The organism is Pseudoalteromonas sp. SWXJZ94C, from assembly GCF_015864385.1.
Classification (GTDB): domain Bacteria; phylum Pseudomonadota; class Gammaproteobacteria; order Enterobacterales; family Alteromonadaceae; genus Pseudoalteromonas.
Window position 1 is genome coordinate 40750 of sequence record NZ_JADYXF010000021.1, and the last position, 15888, is coordinate 56637.

Annotated in this window: 14 protein-coding genes; 5 read left to right on the forward strand and 9 right to left on the reverse strand. The window is 36.7% G+C overall.

Translation table 11 applies throughout. From position 1 onward, the window contains the following. Positions 1-6: 6 nt before the first annotated feature. The 3 genes from I6F65_RS10740 to I6F65_RS10750 form a co-directional block, all read right to left on the reverse strand. A complete protein-coding gene (locus tag I6F65_RS10740; protein WP_206018147.1) occupies positions 7-1110 on the reverse strand; it encodes a hypothetical protein in 1104 nt (367 codons plus the stop codon). A gap of 171 nt (positions 1111-1281) precedes the next feature. Next, entirely contained in the window at positions 1282-1578 is a 297-nt protein-coding gene (locus I6F65_RS10745; protein ID WP_166111029.1) for a hypothetical protein, read from the reverse strand. Positions 1579-1580: 2 nt separating this feature from the next. Further along, positions 1581-2615: a YHYH protein gene (locus I6F65_RS10750; RefSeq protein WP_197112832.1), complete on the reverse strand. Its 1035-nt coding sequence runs from the start codon at positions 2613-2615 to the stop codon at positions 1581-1583. A 191-nt stretch (positions 2616-2806) separates the two neighbouring features. Between I6F65_RS10750 and I6F65_RS10755 the strand changes: the two genes are divergently transcribed. Continuing rightward, positions 2807-3565, forward strand: a complete 759-nt coding sequence (locus tag I6F65_RS10755) for a sulfite exporter TauE/SafE family protein (protein WP_197112834.1) — start codon at positions 2807-2809, stop codon at positions 3563-3565. Between the two features lie 51 nt (positions 3566-3616). Here the strand turns inward: I6F65_RS10755 and I6F65_RS10760 are convergent, their stop codons facing one another. The 3 genes from I6F65_RS10760 to mnmC all read right to left on the reverse strand — a co-directional run bounded on the left by I6F65_RS10760 (position 3617) and on the right by mnmC (position 6839). After that, positions 3617-4252 (reverse strand): SDR family oxidoreductase, encoded by a 636-nt coding sequence (locus I6F65_RS10760; protein ID WP_197112836.1) that lies wholly within the window; start codon positions 4250-4252, stop codon positions 3617-3619. 184 nt (positions 4253-4436) lie between these two features. Continuing rightward, the gene (locus I6F65_RS10765; protein WP_197112838.1) at positions 4437-4760 is read right to left on the reverse strand and encodes a hypothetical protein; all 324 of its coding nucleotides are present in this window, start codon (positions 4758-4760) and stop codon (positions 4437-4439) included. Between the two features lie 66 nt (positions 4761-4826). Continuing rightward, complete coding sequence (gene mnmC / locus I6F65_RS10770; protein WP_197112840.1) at positions 4827-6839, reverse strand: FAD-dependent 5-carboxymethylaminomethyl-2-thiouridine(34) oxidoreductase MnmC; 2013 nt, start codon at positions 6837-6839, stop codon at positions 4827-4829. Positions 6840-7020: 181 nt separating this feature from the next. On the opposite strand from mnmC, the gene fabB reads away from it, so the two are divergent. Next, on the forward strand, positions 7021-8232 hold the full coding sequence (gene fabB / locus I6F65_RS10775) for a beta-ketoacyl-ACP synthase I (RefSeq protein WP_024610177.1): 1212 nt from the start codon (positions 7021-7023) through the stop codon (positions 8230-8232). A 132-nt stretch (positions 8233-8364) separates the two neighbouring features. Next, a complete protein-coding gene (locus I6F65_RS10780) occupies positions 8365-8874 on the forward strand; it encodes a GNAT family N-acetyltransferase (protein ID WP_024610176.1) in 510 nt (169 codons plus the stop codon). A 41-nt stretch (positions 8875-8915) separates the two neighbouring features. On the opposite strand, the gene I6F65_RS10785 is transcribed toward I6F65_RS10780, so the two are convergent. Then, positions 8916-9302, reverse strand: a complete 387-nt coding sequence (locus tag I6F65_RS10785) for an MmcQ/YjbR family DNA-binding protein (protein ID WP_024610175.1) — start codon at positions 9300-9302, stop codon at positions 8916-8918. Positions 9303-9497: 195 nt separating this feature from the next. Here I6F65_RS10785 and yeiP point away from each other — a divergent pair, with 195 nt between their 5' ends. Next, on the forward strand, positions 9498-10070 hold the full coding sequence (gene yeiP / locus I6F65_RS10790) for an elongation factor P-like protein YeiP (RefSeq protein WP_008168547.1): 573 nt from the start codon (positions 9498-9500) through the stop codon (positions 10068-10070). Positions 10071-10180: 110 nt separating this feature from the next. Here the strand turns inward: yeiP and I6F65_RS10795 are convergent, their stop codons facing one another. Both I6F65_RS10795 and I6F65_RS10800 read right to left on the reverse strand, forming a co-directional pair. Further along, positions 10181-12436: an EAL domain-containing protein gene (locus tag I6F65_RS10795; protein WP_197112842.1), complete on the reverse strand. Its 2256-nt coding sequence runs from the start codon at positions 12434-12436 to the stop codon at positions 10181-10183. Between the two features lie 53 nt (positions 12437-12489). Then, on the reverse strand, positions 12490-15213 hold the full coding sequence (locus I6F65_RS10800) for an insulinase family protein (RefSeq protein ID WP_166111049.1): 2724 nt from the start codon (positions 15211-15213) through the stop codon (positions 12490-12492). Positions 15214-15403: 190 nt separating this feature from the next. Between I6F65_RS10800 and sixA the strand changes: the two genes are divergently transcribed. Then, positions 15404-15874, forward strand: a complete 471-nt coding sequence (sixA, locus tag I6F65_RS10805) for a phosphohistidine phosphatase SixA (protein WP_166111052.1) — start codon at positions 15404-15406, stop codon at positions 15872-15874. The last annotated feature ends 14 nt before the right edge of the window (positions 15875-15888 follow it).

Consider the following 15888-nt stretch of genomic DNA (forward strand, 5'->3'; position numbering starts at 1 on the left):
TTATATTTAGTTATATGAAATTCTTCGCAATTTACCTTTTAATAAAATAATTAGCAGCGTTAAAAACGACATTAAAGTAATTAATAATACTAAGTTGAGTGTAAGGGTACTGTTGTTCTGTAAAGCAACAGGCAAAGGTTCTGCTTGTTGTGTGAGGTTTTGGCTTTTATCTTGATTTTGTCTTATGTAGCCCTGGCTTATCCAGTCAATCGCATTTATCCACTGGATTTGAGCGGGATCTGTTTTTTCAAATTGGCTCATGTACGGTGCATCATCATTTAAGTTTTTTGCTAAGCGTGTTAACTGCTGCCAAAACATAAACTGTGGGCCTAAATCGTCTATTTCTTGTAAATGCTGTTTTAGTTTGTCGCCACCCATTGCTTCAATATTTAATTGCCCAACGGTGTCTGCGTAGTTATTTATTGAATGTGAAAATAAAATAAAGTAATCGTTTATTTGCTGCTGATCTGTTTTTATTTTCTCGTCACTGTTGTTATTAACGGGTGCAATGCTTTGGTAGTTTAAGTATTGCTTATAACGGGTATAGCTAAAATTTTCGATTGTTTCATTTGAACTGTTTTTTGTAGCTAAGTTACTGGTAATAAGTTTTGAAGCGATGACTATAGAACTTATTACTAAAATAAAAAGTATGATGTAGTTAATATAAAGCGACGTTTTTAGTGTACGAGTAAGCCATTTGTTTTTAGTATTTGTTGCTGCAACCGTATTTGATATTGGCTCTTTAATTACTGAATTTGTTTGTTGATTATGTTGTTCACTATCTGTTTTTTCACGATTTAAATTGTCACTATCAACAGATGCTTTATGAAGAATGATTTGTTTACTGTCAGTGTTTTTTTCAGTTGGGATCACACTTGGGAATTGCGGTTCTACTTTAGTTATTAAACCGAAGGCTTTAAGTTTTGATTCTGTTTTTACAGCATCAATACTCGTTAAGTTTTTTACTAAAGCATAGGCTTTTCCATCAAATAACTTTATGACAATATAATGAGGAATACTCAAAAACTCACTGAGTTTGCTTTGAACATTTGATATGTCGGCATCATCATTTAGTTGCCCACTAAAAACTATTTTGAACGTTGTGCTCACGTTATTTCCCTGACGTGCCGGTCCCGTTTTACGGGATCTCGTTATTATTATTTAACTAAATAATTTAACAGATAAATAAAGGGGTTTCTACTACTCCCGCTAATCATTTTAGATAAAAAGCCTTAACATACTATAGTTAAGGCTTTTAACGTGTAGCTAATACTATTTTACTTATTGTTTGATAGGCAAAATTGATTCACTTTTATTTTTACTTGGCTTTTGTGTCGCTTTTTCTATTATATTTTCAAGAGGTTGATTACGTACACACATAAGTACTTCATTCATGGCCTGGCAAGTGCCTGTTGCTTTTTGATGATGTATTGAATATGTACAATCGTCGTTAAGTTTTTTGTCTGCACATGCTTCCCATGGGGCATTACTGCCGTGTCCTGCATGGCTTAATGCAAAAAATGAAGTGCTAATAAATATCCCAGCAAGAAGTGACTTTATAAAGTTAATTTTTTTCATTGTTATCGTGGTCCTGTTTCATCTTCGGTAAGTGCAATTTCACCTCTAAAGCAGCCAATAAACATGTTTTCTGATACGCTCGCTGCATGATAGTGATAACCACGTGTTTCATCTGTATGTCCACGGCACGAGTCTAAATCTGTAGGCTCTGTATTTGTATCATCTAGCATTCCAAATATGCCATATCCATCAAGTGCGTAGCCCATCATTGCAGAATGACCATCTGATTGAATTTGAGTTTGACTGCATCCGGCTTCGCCGTGATAGTGATAACCTTCATTTAAGTTTATATGACCCGCGCAATCGTCAAATGCTGCAATGGTATAAGCACTTAAAATAGCGTCAACGGGTGCTGGTGCTGCTAGTTCAACACCATTAAGTGCTAAACCAATATTAACTCGACCCACATTAATTGTTTGCGCTGCGGCAATCGGCGTTATAGGAATTAAAAATGATGCAGATATACCACCATTAACATAGTCTATTGAGCATTCAACACAGTGGTTTTGGTATTGCTCTTCTACGTCTGGTCTGGCGGCGCCTTCACATGATTCCTCTGTGTCGGTTATATTAACCAAACCAGTACTTTCGTCATATAACTTCCAATTACTGTCGTTATATAGCGTAGGTAGGCTTAAAATAAAGTCACCAGTAATATCATAAACTTCACCGCTTCCGTCAAACCAAATACCAGCTTCATCAGCGGTTGAGGTAATATTTTTAGGGCAAAACGAACTAATTTCATAATTTGAAGGTGCTCCAGCAATATCAATTCGATAACAAGATGCTTCATCGCCATTACTTAATGTACATGTTTCGGTTGTGATTGATGAAACGAGTGCGCCACTTTCAAAGTTAAATGGATCTACCTCTACAATGGTTTCGGTTGTTGTGTCTGAATCGCTTGAACTGTCATCAACAACAATGCTGTCTTCTTCTATTATTGTTTCTTCGCTGTCGCTATTACAGGCAACTAAACCTATTGTAATAAAGCATACTGTTAATGCTTTTAATAAGTGTGGTATTGGTTTAAGCATGGGGTAAATCCAAATAAATTAAGTTGAATGTATAATATTTGTTAAATGTGCAAACAAAGTGCAAGAATTAAGAAACATTACGCAGTGCAAAAGCGGTCGTTACCAATAAAAACAATAAGCTTAAAAAATAGCGGTAGACCGAGTTATTATTAATCTTCATTATTGTGGTTCTATTAAATTAGGGTTTAAACATGGATTTATTTACTAGTGATTTAATTTCGCCACTATTTGCCTTGCTCCTTATTATTCTCTCTGGCGTTACTTCTTTTATATCGGCTGCGTTTGGGGCTGGTGGTGGTTTGATGTTGTTGGTCGTTATGGCATCAGTAATGCCTATGTCGGTTGTTGTGCCTGTGCACGGTTTGGTGCAGTTAGGTTCAAATACAAACCGTTTATTATTGAGCTTTAAGCATATAGATAAAAGTATGTTTGTTTATTTTACATTTGGAGGTATAGCAGGTGCTTTATTATCAAGCCTTGTAATGACCGATATAAAGCTTGATGTAATGAAGTTGATTGTTGGTATTTTTGTTATTTATTTACTCTGGGGTAAAAAAGCTGTAATTAAAACCGACTCAATTATCTGGCGTTTTGGGGCAGGGTTAGTGACTACTTTTATTTGTATGTTTGCAGGGGCGAGTGGTCCGTTAGTTGGCAGTTGTTTGTATGTTAGTGACTATAGTAAGTTAAAATATACAGCAACATTTTCTAGTATTATGTCTGTTCAACATCTACTTAAAGCGATTATATATGGGGCGGTTGGTTTTAGTTTTTGGCAATGGCTACCTTTAATTAGTGCAATGGTTTTGAGTGGTGCAGTGGGGACGTGGTTAGGAATTAAGTTATTACACAGTATGCCAGCAGATAAATTTAAGCGTGTTTTTAAATTTATTTTGACACTACTCGCATTACAGTTAGCTTGGCAGGGCATTGGTGTAGTACTAAGTTAATGCAAAGCATTCCTTTGCATTAACTAGCAGTTTTATTAAGCTTCCATCAGCTTATTTAACGGCAGCTTTAACAGGCTTGTCGCCATCAAATAGTTCAAATATACGGCTGCTGCTTGGGCTGTTGGTTGCTATGTGTAGCAATCCATTTGCTACGTTTTCACGGCTTATTTTAGCTTTATCTCGATCTTTAGGGCGCTCTGTTGTTACTTCTAATGAAGCTTTGTCGTTAGTAAGTGCCCCAGGGCGAACAATTGTATAATTTAATCCACTATTAATTAAATACTGATCAGCCATATGCTTGGCAACTAAGTAAGGCTTTAAATCGCCGGTAATTGAATCTGGATCTTCTGCACCAATAGAGCTCACCATAATAAAATGTTGAATGTTGTGCTCTTTTGCATAATTAGCGGCTTTTGTGGCAGCCCATAAATCAATTAAAACAGTTTTATCATCACCCGTGTTTCCACCAGAACCCGCCGCAAAAATAACTTGGTCACAGCCACTTAGCGCATTACTAAAATCACCTTCAAGGTCTTGCTCTACAATATTTAAAAAGGGGCTTTCTAAGTCACTTAACTTACTTTTATCACGTACAAGAGCAACTACATTCTGCTCGTTTTTAAGCAATAGTTCTGTTGTCATTTTACCAATTTGACCGCTTGCACCAATAATTAGAGTCTTGTTCATAATTAATTCCTTCTTAAAAGAGATTGAATATTAATGTTTCTTATAACAAGACTTTGGGGTGCTAATTTATTTTTAAAGGGTAAAAAATCTGTTTAGATAGATTAATCTAAAAAACACCTCATATAAAAGTAAATACTTAACAGGGCATTAAAATAATTTTTTATTTACTGTTTTTTAGAACTTTTTATTCAATCATAATACTAACTTCAGTCACATAATTGTGGTGGTACAAACTAATTTTTACTTTATGCTCTTTGTAGTTATAAAAAAGAGTGTGATGAGTGCTGTTACCTGTGTTTTTTAAAGGCTCTCCTAACTTTTCTTTATAAAAGGCAGTAATAGTGTCAATTGAATCAGTTAAGTAACCAGTGCGGATCATTGGGTACTCATCGGTAACATCCATTGTTATGACAAATTCTTCAGGAAGCGGAATTTCGGTTACGTTTTGGCTTAGTGCATTGAACGATATAGTGGATAGTAATGTGATTAAAACAATTAAAATTTTCATGAGGGTCCTTTTTATAATAACTTCCTTAATTGATGCCTATTTTACTGGAATAAGCATTTATGTCATTTAAATTTTATTTCGCATTAAATTTCGCACTATAAAGCGTGCAGGGTGTATAGCTTGGCTTACCCGTTCGCTAAATGGGCGAGGCTCGTTATTCAAACTACTTATTAAGTGCTCACAGCTAAGTGGCGCGCTACATAATGCGCGTGCTCCAAAACCGGTAAAAATGTGTAGCCCTTGCTGTGGTTTATTTAGCGGTTGATATTGATAACGTTTACCTAAACGTAAATTAGCAAAAGCAGTTATATAATCACTCTGTTGCGCCCATTCTCCAGCCATTGGCAAGTGGTCAATAAAGCTGCAGCGTACAGCGGCCTTTGCCGACGTTATGTTACCTAAGCTGGTGGCAAACTCGCTTTGATCATAAAAGCTCAGAAGTTGTTCTTTGTTGGTGATGTTGTCTTGTTCGGTAACTTGTCGGCTTTTACTGTTTTTTTCAAATGTGGCACCCATACAGTGATGGTCTAAATAAGCTGGGGTAAAATAACCTTTATGGCAAAGCACTGTTTTTAGTTTGCGAGATTGCTCACTTGCTTGAACATGCGACACTTGACCTCGTACGCCTACAATGGGTAGTGATTTTGTTTGCTCAAATGCGTCACTGTGCTCGCCTGCACAAATAATTACATCACTAAAAGGACCTAGCCGTTCACCATTAGTTGATAAAAACCAGCCGTCATCGGTTTTTTCTAGCTGTTCAATATTACAATTAAACGAGCTTTTAAATGGCGTTAAGTTGTTTGCCGCATTTAGCATCGCATTTACTAATTGCGGTGGGTTTACCCAGCCACCTTGTTCAAAATAAACACCAGAGTAACCCGTATTTATACCTGCAATTTCGTCACCTTGTTGCGCGGTTACGTTTCGCATAAGCGATTTTGGCCATAATTGCTTTTGTGCTAAATTTTGATGTTTATCGGCTAGGGGTTGCTTAACTGCATGCTGCAATACGCCGCACCAATCGTAATCAAAGCTAAAACCAGTATTGAGTAAGTGGTTATAGAGCCTTTTAGCATATAAAAAACTGTGAGCAAATAATTCGCTGTGTGGCGAGTTTTTAGCTTGTAAATGTGGATATATAGCACCTTGTACGTTATGCGATGCGCCCATTGCTGGTTTTGAGTCTTGACAAAATAATTGGCTTTCGATCCCACGCTTTGCCAAGCTATATAAAATACAACTACTAGCAATGCCGCCGCCAATAACCGCTACACTTTTAAGTGAACTGTTGCCGTGGCTAAAGTAATCTGGAGCCGATTGTATATTATTGGCTTTATTAAGCGTACCTACTAATATTTCATTTTTTGTAGAAGCAAAATCTTTTACTTTTTGTATTGTAAAACCGGCTTTAACTAGTTCATTGTTAAGGCATTCAGTTGTTTCGTATGTGGCTATTGTTGCGCCCGTTTTTGTTATATCGGTAATGGCGTTAAATAAGCTCTGCTGATAGTGCTTTGGTATGGTGTTTGTAGATGAATTATTTAAAAACCAAGCATCAACAATACCTATTTTTGGATAACTCATTACTTTGATTAAATTGGTTATTTCTCCAAAGTATAAATCGAGTACAACAAGGCCATTATTAAATTCTAGGCGATGGCAGCCTTCTAAGTTAATAGGGTATTGCTCAATTAGTTGCTTACTTAAACTATTAATTGCTGGATGCATTTTTAATATTTTTGATAAGTCAGCTACAGTTAGCGCACAGGTGTCAAAAGAGATGAAATGTAGTCGCTTAACACCTTTATCTAATTGATTTTGAACTTGTTGCCGTGCAAGGTGGTCAGTAAAGCGTTGCCATACATTTAAAAAATTTAAACCGTTATTAAAACAGGTTTCGGCAACGACAAAATATGGTTGGTCATGATTTTGTAATCGTGTGTCTATATTGTTTTGCTCATACAATACATTATGAGATTTGACTAAGACGTCACTATCATAAAAAGAAGCAGAATCAAGATCATTAGTAACAGGTTTACTAAAGTGATTAGTGTGTGTTTGAGCGTTTTTGATCATGATTAATTAAATTTTACAAATAATATTTTTTAATTATTTTACGCGTTTTCTTTGAAATAGTCCGGCGTTATTTATAAGCTAGCAGTTCAGAGTACAAGTGTACGCTAGAAAGCGGACCACTTAGGTGATTAAATTCGCGTAAAATAGAACACAATTTAGTATTAAGCTAAGGGAATTACCCATGAGAAGAGCTGTAATTACAGGTATTGGTGTTGTATCAAGCATTGGTAACAACAAAGAAGAAGTATTAGAATCGTTAAAAACTGGCAAAAGTGGTATCGCTTTTAACCAAGAATTTGCTGATTATAAGTTACGCAGTAACGTATCAGGAAAAATTGATATTGATGTTAAAGCGCATGTTGACCGTAAAGCAATGCGCTTTATGGGTGATGCTGCTGCCTATTCTTATATTTCAATGACGCAAGCAATTGAAGACTCAGGTTTGTCTGACGACCAAGTATCAAATGAGCGCACTGGTATTATTGTTGGTTCTGGCGGTGGTTCGTCTAAATGGCAAGTAGAAGCTGCAGATATTTTACGTGAAAAAGGCGTTAAACGCGTAGGTCCTTATATGGTACCGCGTACTATGGCAAGCACCACGTCTGCATGTTTAGCAACACCATTTAAAATTAAAGGCGTTAACTACTCAATTAGCTCTGCATGTGCTACATCGGCGCATTGTATTGGTAACGCGGTAGAGCAAATTCAACTTGGTAAACAAGACGTTGTATTTGCTGGTGGCGGTGAAGAACTACACTGGACACTTGCAATGGAATTTGACGCTATGGGCGCACTTTCTACTAAGTATAACGAAACACCAGAAAAAGCATCTCGTACGTATGATGCAAATCGCGACGGTTTTGTAATTTCTGGCGGTGGCGGTATTGTTGTGGTTGAAGAGCTTGAGCATGCACTTGCTCGTGGCGCTCACATCTACGGCGAAATTGTTGGTTACGGTGCAACATCTGATGGCTACGATATGGTTGCTCCATCAGGCGAAGGTGCAGCACGTTGTATGCGCCAAGCTATGAAAGATGTAGACAGCATTGATTACTTAAATACGCATGGCACATCAACACCTGTAGGCGATGTTAAAGAGTTAGGCGCGATTCAAGAAGTATTTGGTGGTAAGTCACCAATGATCAGTGCAACTAAAGCAATGACAGGGCATGCACTTGGTGCTGCTGGTGTTCACGAAGCTATTTTCTCATTATTGATGCTAGAGCACAGCTTTGTAGCACCTTCAATTAATATTGATGAGTTAGATGAACAAGCTGCTGGTCTTGATATTGTGACTGAACGTCGTGATGTTGAAATAAATACAGTTATGTCAAATAGCTTTGGCTTTGGTGGCACAAACGCCACTTTAGTTATGAGTAAATACAAAGCGTAATAAGTTTTTATAAACTAATTACTAAAATACCGCTCACTTGCTAAGTAAGCGGTATTTTTTTGCTTGGAATTTGTAAAGCCTCGTTGTTATGGTGTTTCAGGTTATTTAAGTTTTCTGGAAGGTAAAGGGTATATGCAGTTATTTACAGAACGATTAAGTATGCGTCAAATCAATGAAGTCGATTGGGCTATTTTTTTACAGCTCCATCGAGAGCCTAAAGTACTTTTACATTGTTTTGATGAGCCAAAGGAAGTATTTGTTAGGCAGCGGTTTGAGCAGCGTTTACCAGCATGGTATCCGAGTGAACAGCACCCGTTATGTTTAGCTGTTATAAATAATGAAACCGAGCAAGTAATTGGTGTTAGCGGTTTTACGTATGATGGAATTACAGCTGAGTTAGGGTATTTATTTTTACCCTCATATTTTGGTAAAGGTTATGCGACTGAGTCATTAAGAGCGGTTATAGAGTGGGCGTGGAAGCAATGCGGTATTACACAGTTTAAAGGGGTAGTTACTCGCGGTAATAAGGGCTCCGAAAATGTACTTAGCAAGTGCGGATTAACACTTACCGACACGCTATTTCAGGTGCATACAATTAATAATGAATTATATGACGACCTTATTTATACACTCAAGGTGTAATTTAATTGGGCTAGCGTACTAGCCCAAATAGTAATAGGCGTTTACAAGTGCTGTTCTATTGTTTTACGGTCTTTTTCTGGCATGTTTTCTACTACTAAATTGAACGAATTATCAATCATACGTTCAATTTCGCCTTGAGGAATTGAGCCATCTAAAATGACTGTGTTCCATAAACGTTTATTCATATGGTAGCCTGGAATCACCGCAGGAAAAGTATCGCGTAATGAAAGTGCTTCATCGGGATCGCACTTTAAATTAAGCCACCAAATAGTCTCTCCATCATCATTTGTTTCGCCATCATTGCCAATAGCAAGGGTAGCAAACATTTTATGATTCACTTTATAAACATCAACCTCTTGAGCAAACGGTTTAGTAACCTGAACAAGTGGTTTTTTAATTAAATACTCATGTACATTTATTTGGTCCATGATCCATTCCTTGAAGTCATACTCGGTTAAGCTACAATAGCAGTTTTTTACACATTTGATTATATGTATTTTAGTCTAAATTATAATTTTACAAGTTAATACAATGTATAACGAGGTTTGAAGTAACTTTTTTGTTGAACAAAGTCCAGTTCGTGGTATGTTTCTGGCAATCAAAAAAATAATAGGAATTTCCACATGCCAAAGGCGAGTGATGTTAAAAAAGGTACTGCCATTGATTTTAATGGTCGCGTGTTAGTTGTAAAAGATATCGTACGATCAGTACCGCAAGGTCGTGCTGGTGGTAGCTTGTACCGCATGCGTTTATACGATGTAGTAACAGGTGGTAAAGTAGACGAAACCTTTAAAGACAGTGACATGTTAACGCTTGCTGATTTAACGCGACGTGAAGTAATGCTTTCTTATGTTGATGGTGATGAATATGTGTTCATGGATAATGAAGATTACACACCATACAATCTAAATAAAGAAGCCATTAGCGAAGAAATTCAATTCGTTAATGAAGAAACGCAAGGTGTTCACGTTATTGTAATTGACGGCGCACCAGTTGGTCTTGACTTACCGTCAAGTGTTGAGCTTGTTGTTGAAGAAACAGACCCATCTATTAAAGGCGCGTCTGCAAGTGCTCGCTCAAAACCAGCACGTATGTCGACTGGTTTGAATATTTCGGTACCTGAGCATATTTCAACAGGCGATCGTATTCGTATTAATACGGTTGAGCATAAATTTATGGGTCGAGCTGAAAAGTAAACTAGTAAGCTATAAGGCCCCAATTTAAAAAGCCGAACTTATATAAATTCGGCTTTTTTGTATGTAAAAGTTTATTGTTTTAACTTATAAACTTGAGTTAAAAGGTCGTCTTAATTTATTGATGCTGCATTGTTAGTAATTCTAATTAAGCTTGGCGCTGCTTTACTTTGTTGCTGTTTTAAAAACTCAGTAAATTCTTTTTTAGATAACGGCTTGGAATAGTAATAGCCTTGCACGGTTTCGCAGTTAAGCTTTTTAAGTATTTCAATTTGGCTTGCTTGCTCAACGCCTTCAGCTACTACATGTAAATCAAGGTTATGTGCAATCGTGACAATTGAGTCAACCATATTACGACCGCGTTCATTTTTCATATCATCAATAAACGCTTTATCCACTTTTAGTGTGTTCAGTGGAAATTGTTTTAGATACGCCAAAGAGGAATAGCCAGTACCAAAATCGTCCATAGCAAGATGAATTCCTCGGGCACTTAACGAGCGCATAATTGCAATGGCTTCTTTAGGGTCATCCATTACAGTGCCTTCGGTTATTTCAAGTTCTAAAAAGTACGAAGGTAACTCACTTTTTTGTAAAATAACGTCAATACGAGAAGTTAAATCCGGTAGGCTAAATTGTTTTGCGGATAAATTAACGGCTACTCTGCCACTAAATAAACCGCTATCAAGCCACTCTTTAACGTCTCTACATGCTTTATTTAATACCACTTCACCTATCTCGATTATTTGTCCGGTTTCCTCTGCTATGGGAATAAATACACCTGGACTTATAATGTCTTTTTTAGGGGTGATAAAGCGTACTAATGCCTCCATACCCGTTAATTTACCGGTTCGAATATTCATTTTAGGTTGATAATAAACTTCAAAATGATCTCGTTTTAAACCAAAGCGCATTAAGTTTTCTATTTGTAGGCGCTTAACCGCTTGGCGATTCATTGTATCGTTAAAGAATAAGTAGCTATTACCTTTCTTTTTAGCATGATACATAGCAGTGTCAGCGTTTTTTAAAAGTAGCTCTGGGGTATTACCATCTTCGGGGAACAGTACAATACCAACACTTGAGGTAATTGCGAGTTCGTGACCAGCCATTTTAAACGGTGTAGCAATAGCCGCTAAAAATTGTTTCGCCATACGTGTTATCACGTGTATGTCGTTGGTGTCAGACATCACCAAAGCAAACTCATCGCCCCCTAAACGATAAAACATATCATTCTCACGGGTTAGCTTATTTAAGCGCATAGCGAGCTTGGCAAGTAAGCTATCGCCTAACTGGTGCCCTAAAGAATCGTTTATTTTTTTAAAATTATCTAGGTCGAACACTAACAACGCATGGTGGGAGTTAAGCTTAACGAGTTTATGTAAATCAGTAAAAAATAAATTACGATTAGGTAAGCTAGTTGTACGATCGCGGTTAGACAGATTGTGTAATTGCGACTCTGCTTTTTTACGCTCGGTTAAATCTGAGTAAACAATAACGTAGTTAGTAATTTGGTTTTGATCGTTTTTAATTTCATCAATAGATATTTCAATAGGTAACAACACTCGTTCGCTATTACGCAGTTTAACTTCTTGTTGAATATGGTCGGTTTGTTTAACTATTTCTATAATATTATTTACGTAACTCTGATCGTAACCAGGAAGGTTAAAATCTTTATTAAGGTATTGCTCACGCACGCCGCCAAACAATGTTAAAAAGCTTGGGTTTATATCTATTAATTTAAAGTTTTTATCATAAATGGCTAAGGCATCAGTAAGGGATTCGACACATTTAGCAAATAAATTTAGGCGCTCTTCTGTCGACTTTAATTGTGATATATCGCGTACAGTGCCAGTCATTCGAAGTGGTGATAAGTTGGCATCTTTTTCAATTATTTTTCCGCGGTCGAGTACCCAATGCCAACGCCCAAATGTGTCTTTAATTCGATAAGTTGCTTCAAAAAAAACGGTTTGCTCGGCAAAATGCTTTTTAAGTAAGTGCTCAACATTCATTAAATCATGAGGGTGAATAAGGCTTTTATTAGGTGGAAAACCAATTAGAGTAGTAGAATTCATCATGTATTTATCATTAATACGAATGACTTCACCTGTTTTTATATTCCAATCCCAAAGGGTATCGCCGCTGCCTTCAACGGTGCTTTTTAAGCGTTTTTCAGACAAGCTTAACTGACGACGAGAGCGCCTCAGTTTATGGATCACAAATAGCAGGTAGGGCAAAGCAAGTGCAATTACTGCACTTGCTAGTATTAGTATTGTATCGGAGTCGTAATTAAATGATAACTCAAAAGCATAAAGCTTAAATGAGCAAGCAAGTAATATAAGTGACAAGCTTATTTTTATTATTATTTTTATCATTTTTTATTACTTCAAATTTACAAATGATAATTTAAAACAAGGCTGATCAAGAGTCAAAGAGAATGCGAATAAATCTGCGTGTTTTGTTGTTTATTAACCTTAACTGAACTTAATAGCTCATATCTTGACCGGTTCTCATCAAAAAGGTTGAGTGCATACTTTTTTAGATCTTGGAGCGTTAACTCATTTAATGCATTAAGTAACCTTTGCTGCATATTAAATTCATGATCTCTATTACCTATAGCAAGCCATAAACGTTGAGAGCGCAGACGTAAGTTTTTATCTTTTTCGGCTATATGTGTAGTTAACCCATGTTTTTGTTGTTGCCAATTTTCTTCATCAAGCTTATCTATATTATTTAAATATTGATTAATAAAGCTGTTATGCCTGTGTATTAGTGTTTTAGCATCAAACTTAGGTGATTGTATGTAAAAGGCAATACCCGCTCGAGTATTAAAAGGGGCATATCCGGCACCCACTAAATAGCCTAGCTGCTGAGTTGTTCGCAGTTCGTTAAAGTAGTCTTGGTTCATTAAATGATTAAGCGCCATCATTTTTACTTTTTCGGTTACGTCTCCTGTTTTTGCTTGGTAATAAATAACCATGGCATGATCGCTACAAGGAAGCTCTAACTCATAACGTGTTACTTTATTTATTTCAAAGAGGGGGCGTCTTAAATCATCAATTGTTGTCGCATTTTTTAAATGGCTCGCTACTTTTTTCTGAAACTCAAGCGCGTCATTTTGTTGCCAATTACCATGTAAAAACGATTCGACATGCAGCGCTTTAAAAAAGTCGCGTCTAAATTCGTTAAATTGCTGAAAGCTTGTATTTTTTAATGCAGATGCAAGTTCCCCTGGTTGCGGGTTCCAAGGCATAACTTTGGCACTTAAAATACTAAAGAGCTCACTAACAGGTTTATTTTGATTACTGTTACGCCAATGCCTTACTAGTTGCTTTTTATATTCTGCAAAACGTTTGGCACAAATTTCGACATTGAAAAGCGCATCGATGAGTTGATCTACTAACTCAAGCTGGCTAGAAGATAGCCCAGCAGTATGCAGCGTTAATCCGCCTTGGTGTGAGGTTAAGTGATAACTTAAGCCAGCAAGCTCTGCAGGATAAAATTGCTCACCAACACTATCCATAAATAAATCTGTAAATAAACGTGTTAATGCCATGTGCTTTACATCTTTTACTGCAAAGTCTGAGTCCATTGCTAAGTAAAAATGACCTTTTGCTACTCTAAATGTGTTGTCTTGTTTAAACCAAAACTCAAAGCCAGGTTCATTTACTAATAGCTCAGGTTTTGTTTGTGGTTTTTCAACATCGAATAACACCACTTTTTTTGTTAAATAAGGGTTTGCTGTAGGCAGTAGCATTTCATTAAGCGGTTTATTTATATCACTTAGTGCATCAAGCCAGTGAGGCGACACTTTTTCTACTTTATAGGGCGTGTTGTACCATGCTGTTTTATGCTCTGGTTCTACATCTGGGTGTATTAACACAATGCGCATATTGTTTGGTGTTAACCATTGCATCGCCATTTCGTGGGTCGCTTTTTTAAAGCCTTCCATTAAATAGTCGCCTTGCACGTAGTTAATTTCATCGTAATGCTGCATGTTTACACTTAAATTACTAACCCAATCAATAAGGCGTGACTTTTCTTGATTGTCGAAAGCAATTTGTAATAGATTTTTTTTATCTTGATACAGGCGTGGTAATTGCTCGGTGTTATCGTTAATTAAACAAATATACTCAAATACCATTTCAATAATATCTTCAAAGTACTCAATACCTTCGTCGGTAAGCGCCATACTTATATTAAAGTCTTTAAAGTTACTGCCATTAATACCGCCACCGGCAGAAAGCGCGTTTATCCAACCTTGCTCTTTTAAAATAGAATAAAGTGAACCAGCACCTTCATAACCTAATAAATGAGCAATAAAACTTACTGTTTTATGGCGATAAAAATCATCAATATTTGGCATTGCAAAGCTAACGATAAGCTTTTGCATATGTTTATGTGGCTCAATATGGAGTATTTTTCCAATATCTTGTTTGCGATATAGTGGCTCATTAATTTCTGGTTTTTTAAGGTTTTTACTGCCATTAATCTCGTTAAAGTATGTGTTAGTCCAGCTTTGTAATGTATCAAGCTCTTCGTTTGCACAAATAACTAGGGTCATCCATTGGGCTTGATAAAAAGTATTAAAAAAATCACGTAACTCATCACTTATGCAGCGCTCTCTATCTGCGAGAGTTTGTAAGTTACCCACCGAAAATTTAGCAAAAGGGTGAGCTGGATTAACGGTTTCTTTGTGAGCTTGGTAGATGCGGCGACCGTCGTCTTTAATTTTGAGCTTAAATTCAGCTTCAATCGCATTGCGTTCTTTTTCTGTTTCGGCTGGATTTAAAAGTGGTGCTATAAAAAAACGGCTAAATTGCGTTAGCGCTTCTTCAAACTCTTGATTATTTATATCAAAAAAGTAGCAGGTATGCTCTGTACCAGTCCACGCATTTGTATTACCGCCGGCTTGAGATACAAAATTATTAAAGCTACCAGAGTCTGGAAATTGGTCAGTGCCTAAAAAAAGCATATGCTCTAAAAAATGAGCTAAGCCTTGTCTATCAATAGGGTCGTCAAAATGACCAGCATTAACAGCCATAGATGCAGCTGCTTTTGTTGAATCTTTATCTTGCACTAATAGTACTTTTAGACCATTGTCCAGTGTGAGGGCGCGGTATGCTCTGTTATCGTTACGACTGATATTCAAATGATGCTCCTGAAACTAAACGTTTACTTGTTAACAACAAATGATAGCTTCAGGATAGCGAAAGAGTGCTAAAAGATTACCTGAATATCATGAAAGAACTATTTAGAAATAAATAGGTTTATGTTGTTAATATAGCGGACAAATGGGCAGACTGGCTACTGTTTTATATTCTTTAATCGGTTGATTTTTTATGAAAACAATCCTAATAATGCGCCACGGCGAAGCAACACCTATGCAGGCTGACGATGCAGCTAGAAATTTAACTCAAGTAGGGCATGTAGAAGCTGAAAAAATGGGCATATGGCTTAGCAAAAATCATTCACCCGATGCTTTGTTAGTTAGTCCTTACATTCGTGCACAACAAACTGCACAGGGTGTAGCAAAAAATAATATCTTCAAATTTAGTGAAACCACCAACGATATAGTACCCGAAGGCAAACCACACATTGCTGCCGACTATCTAGAAACTTTAATAGCTTTACACCCAGAATGTGATTCTTGGCTTGTAGTAGCGCATATGCCTATTGTTAGCTATTTGGTTGATCAGTTAAGTCCGGGAAATATGCCTATTTTTAACACTGGTGCAATCGCAGTAATTAATTACGATGAGAAAACTCAGCGTAGTCAATATATGAGCATAAACGCTCCTGAAAATGTATAACCCTAAATAATATA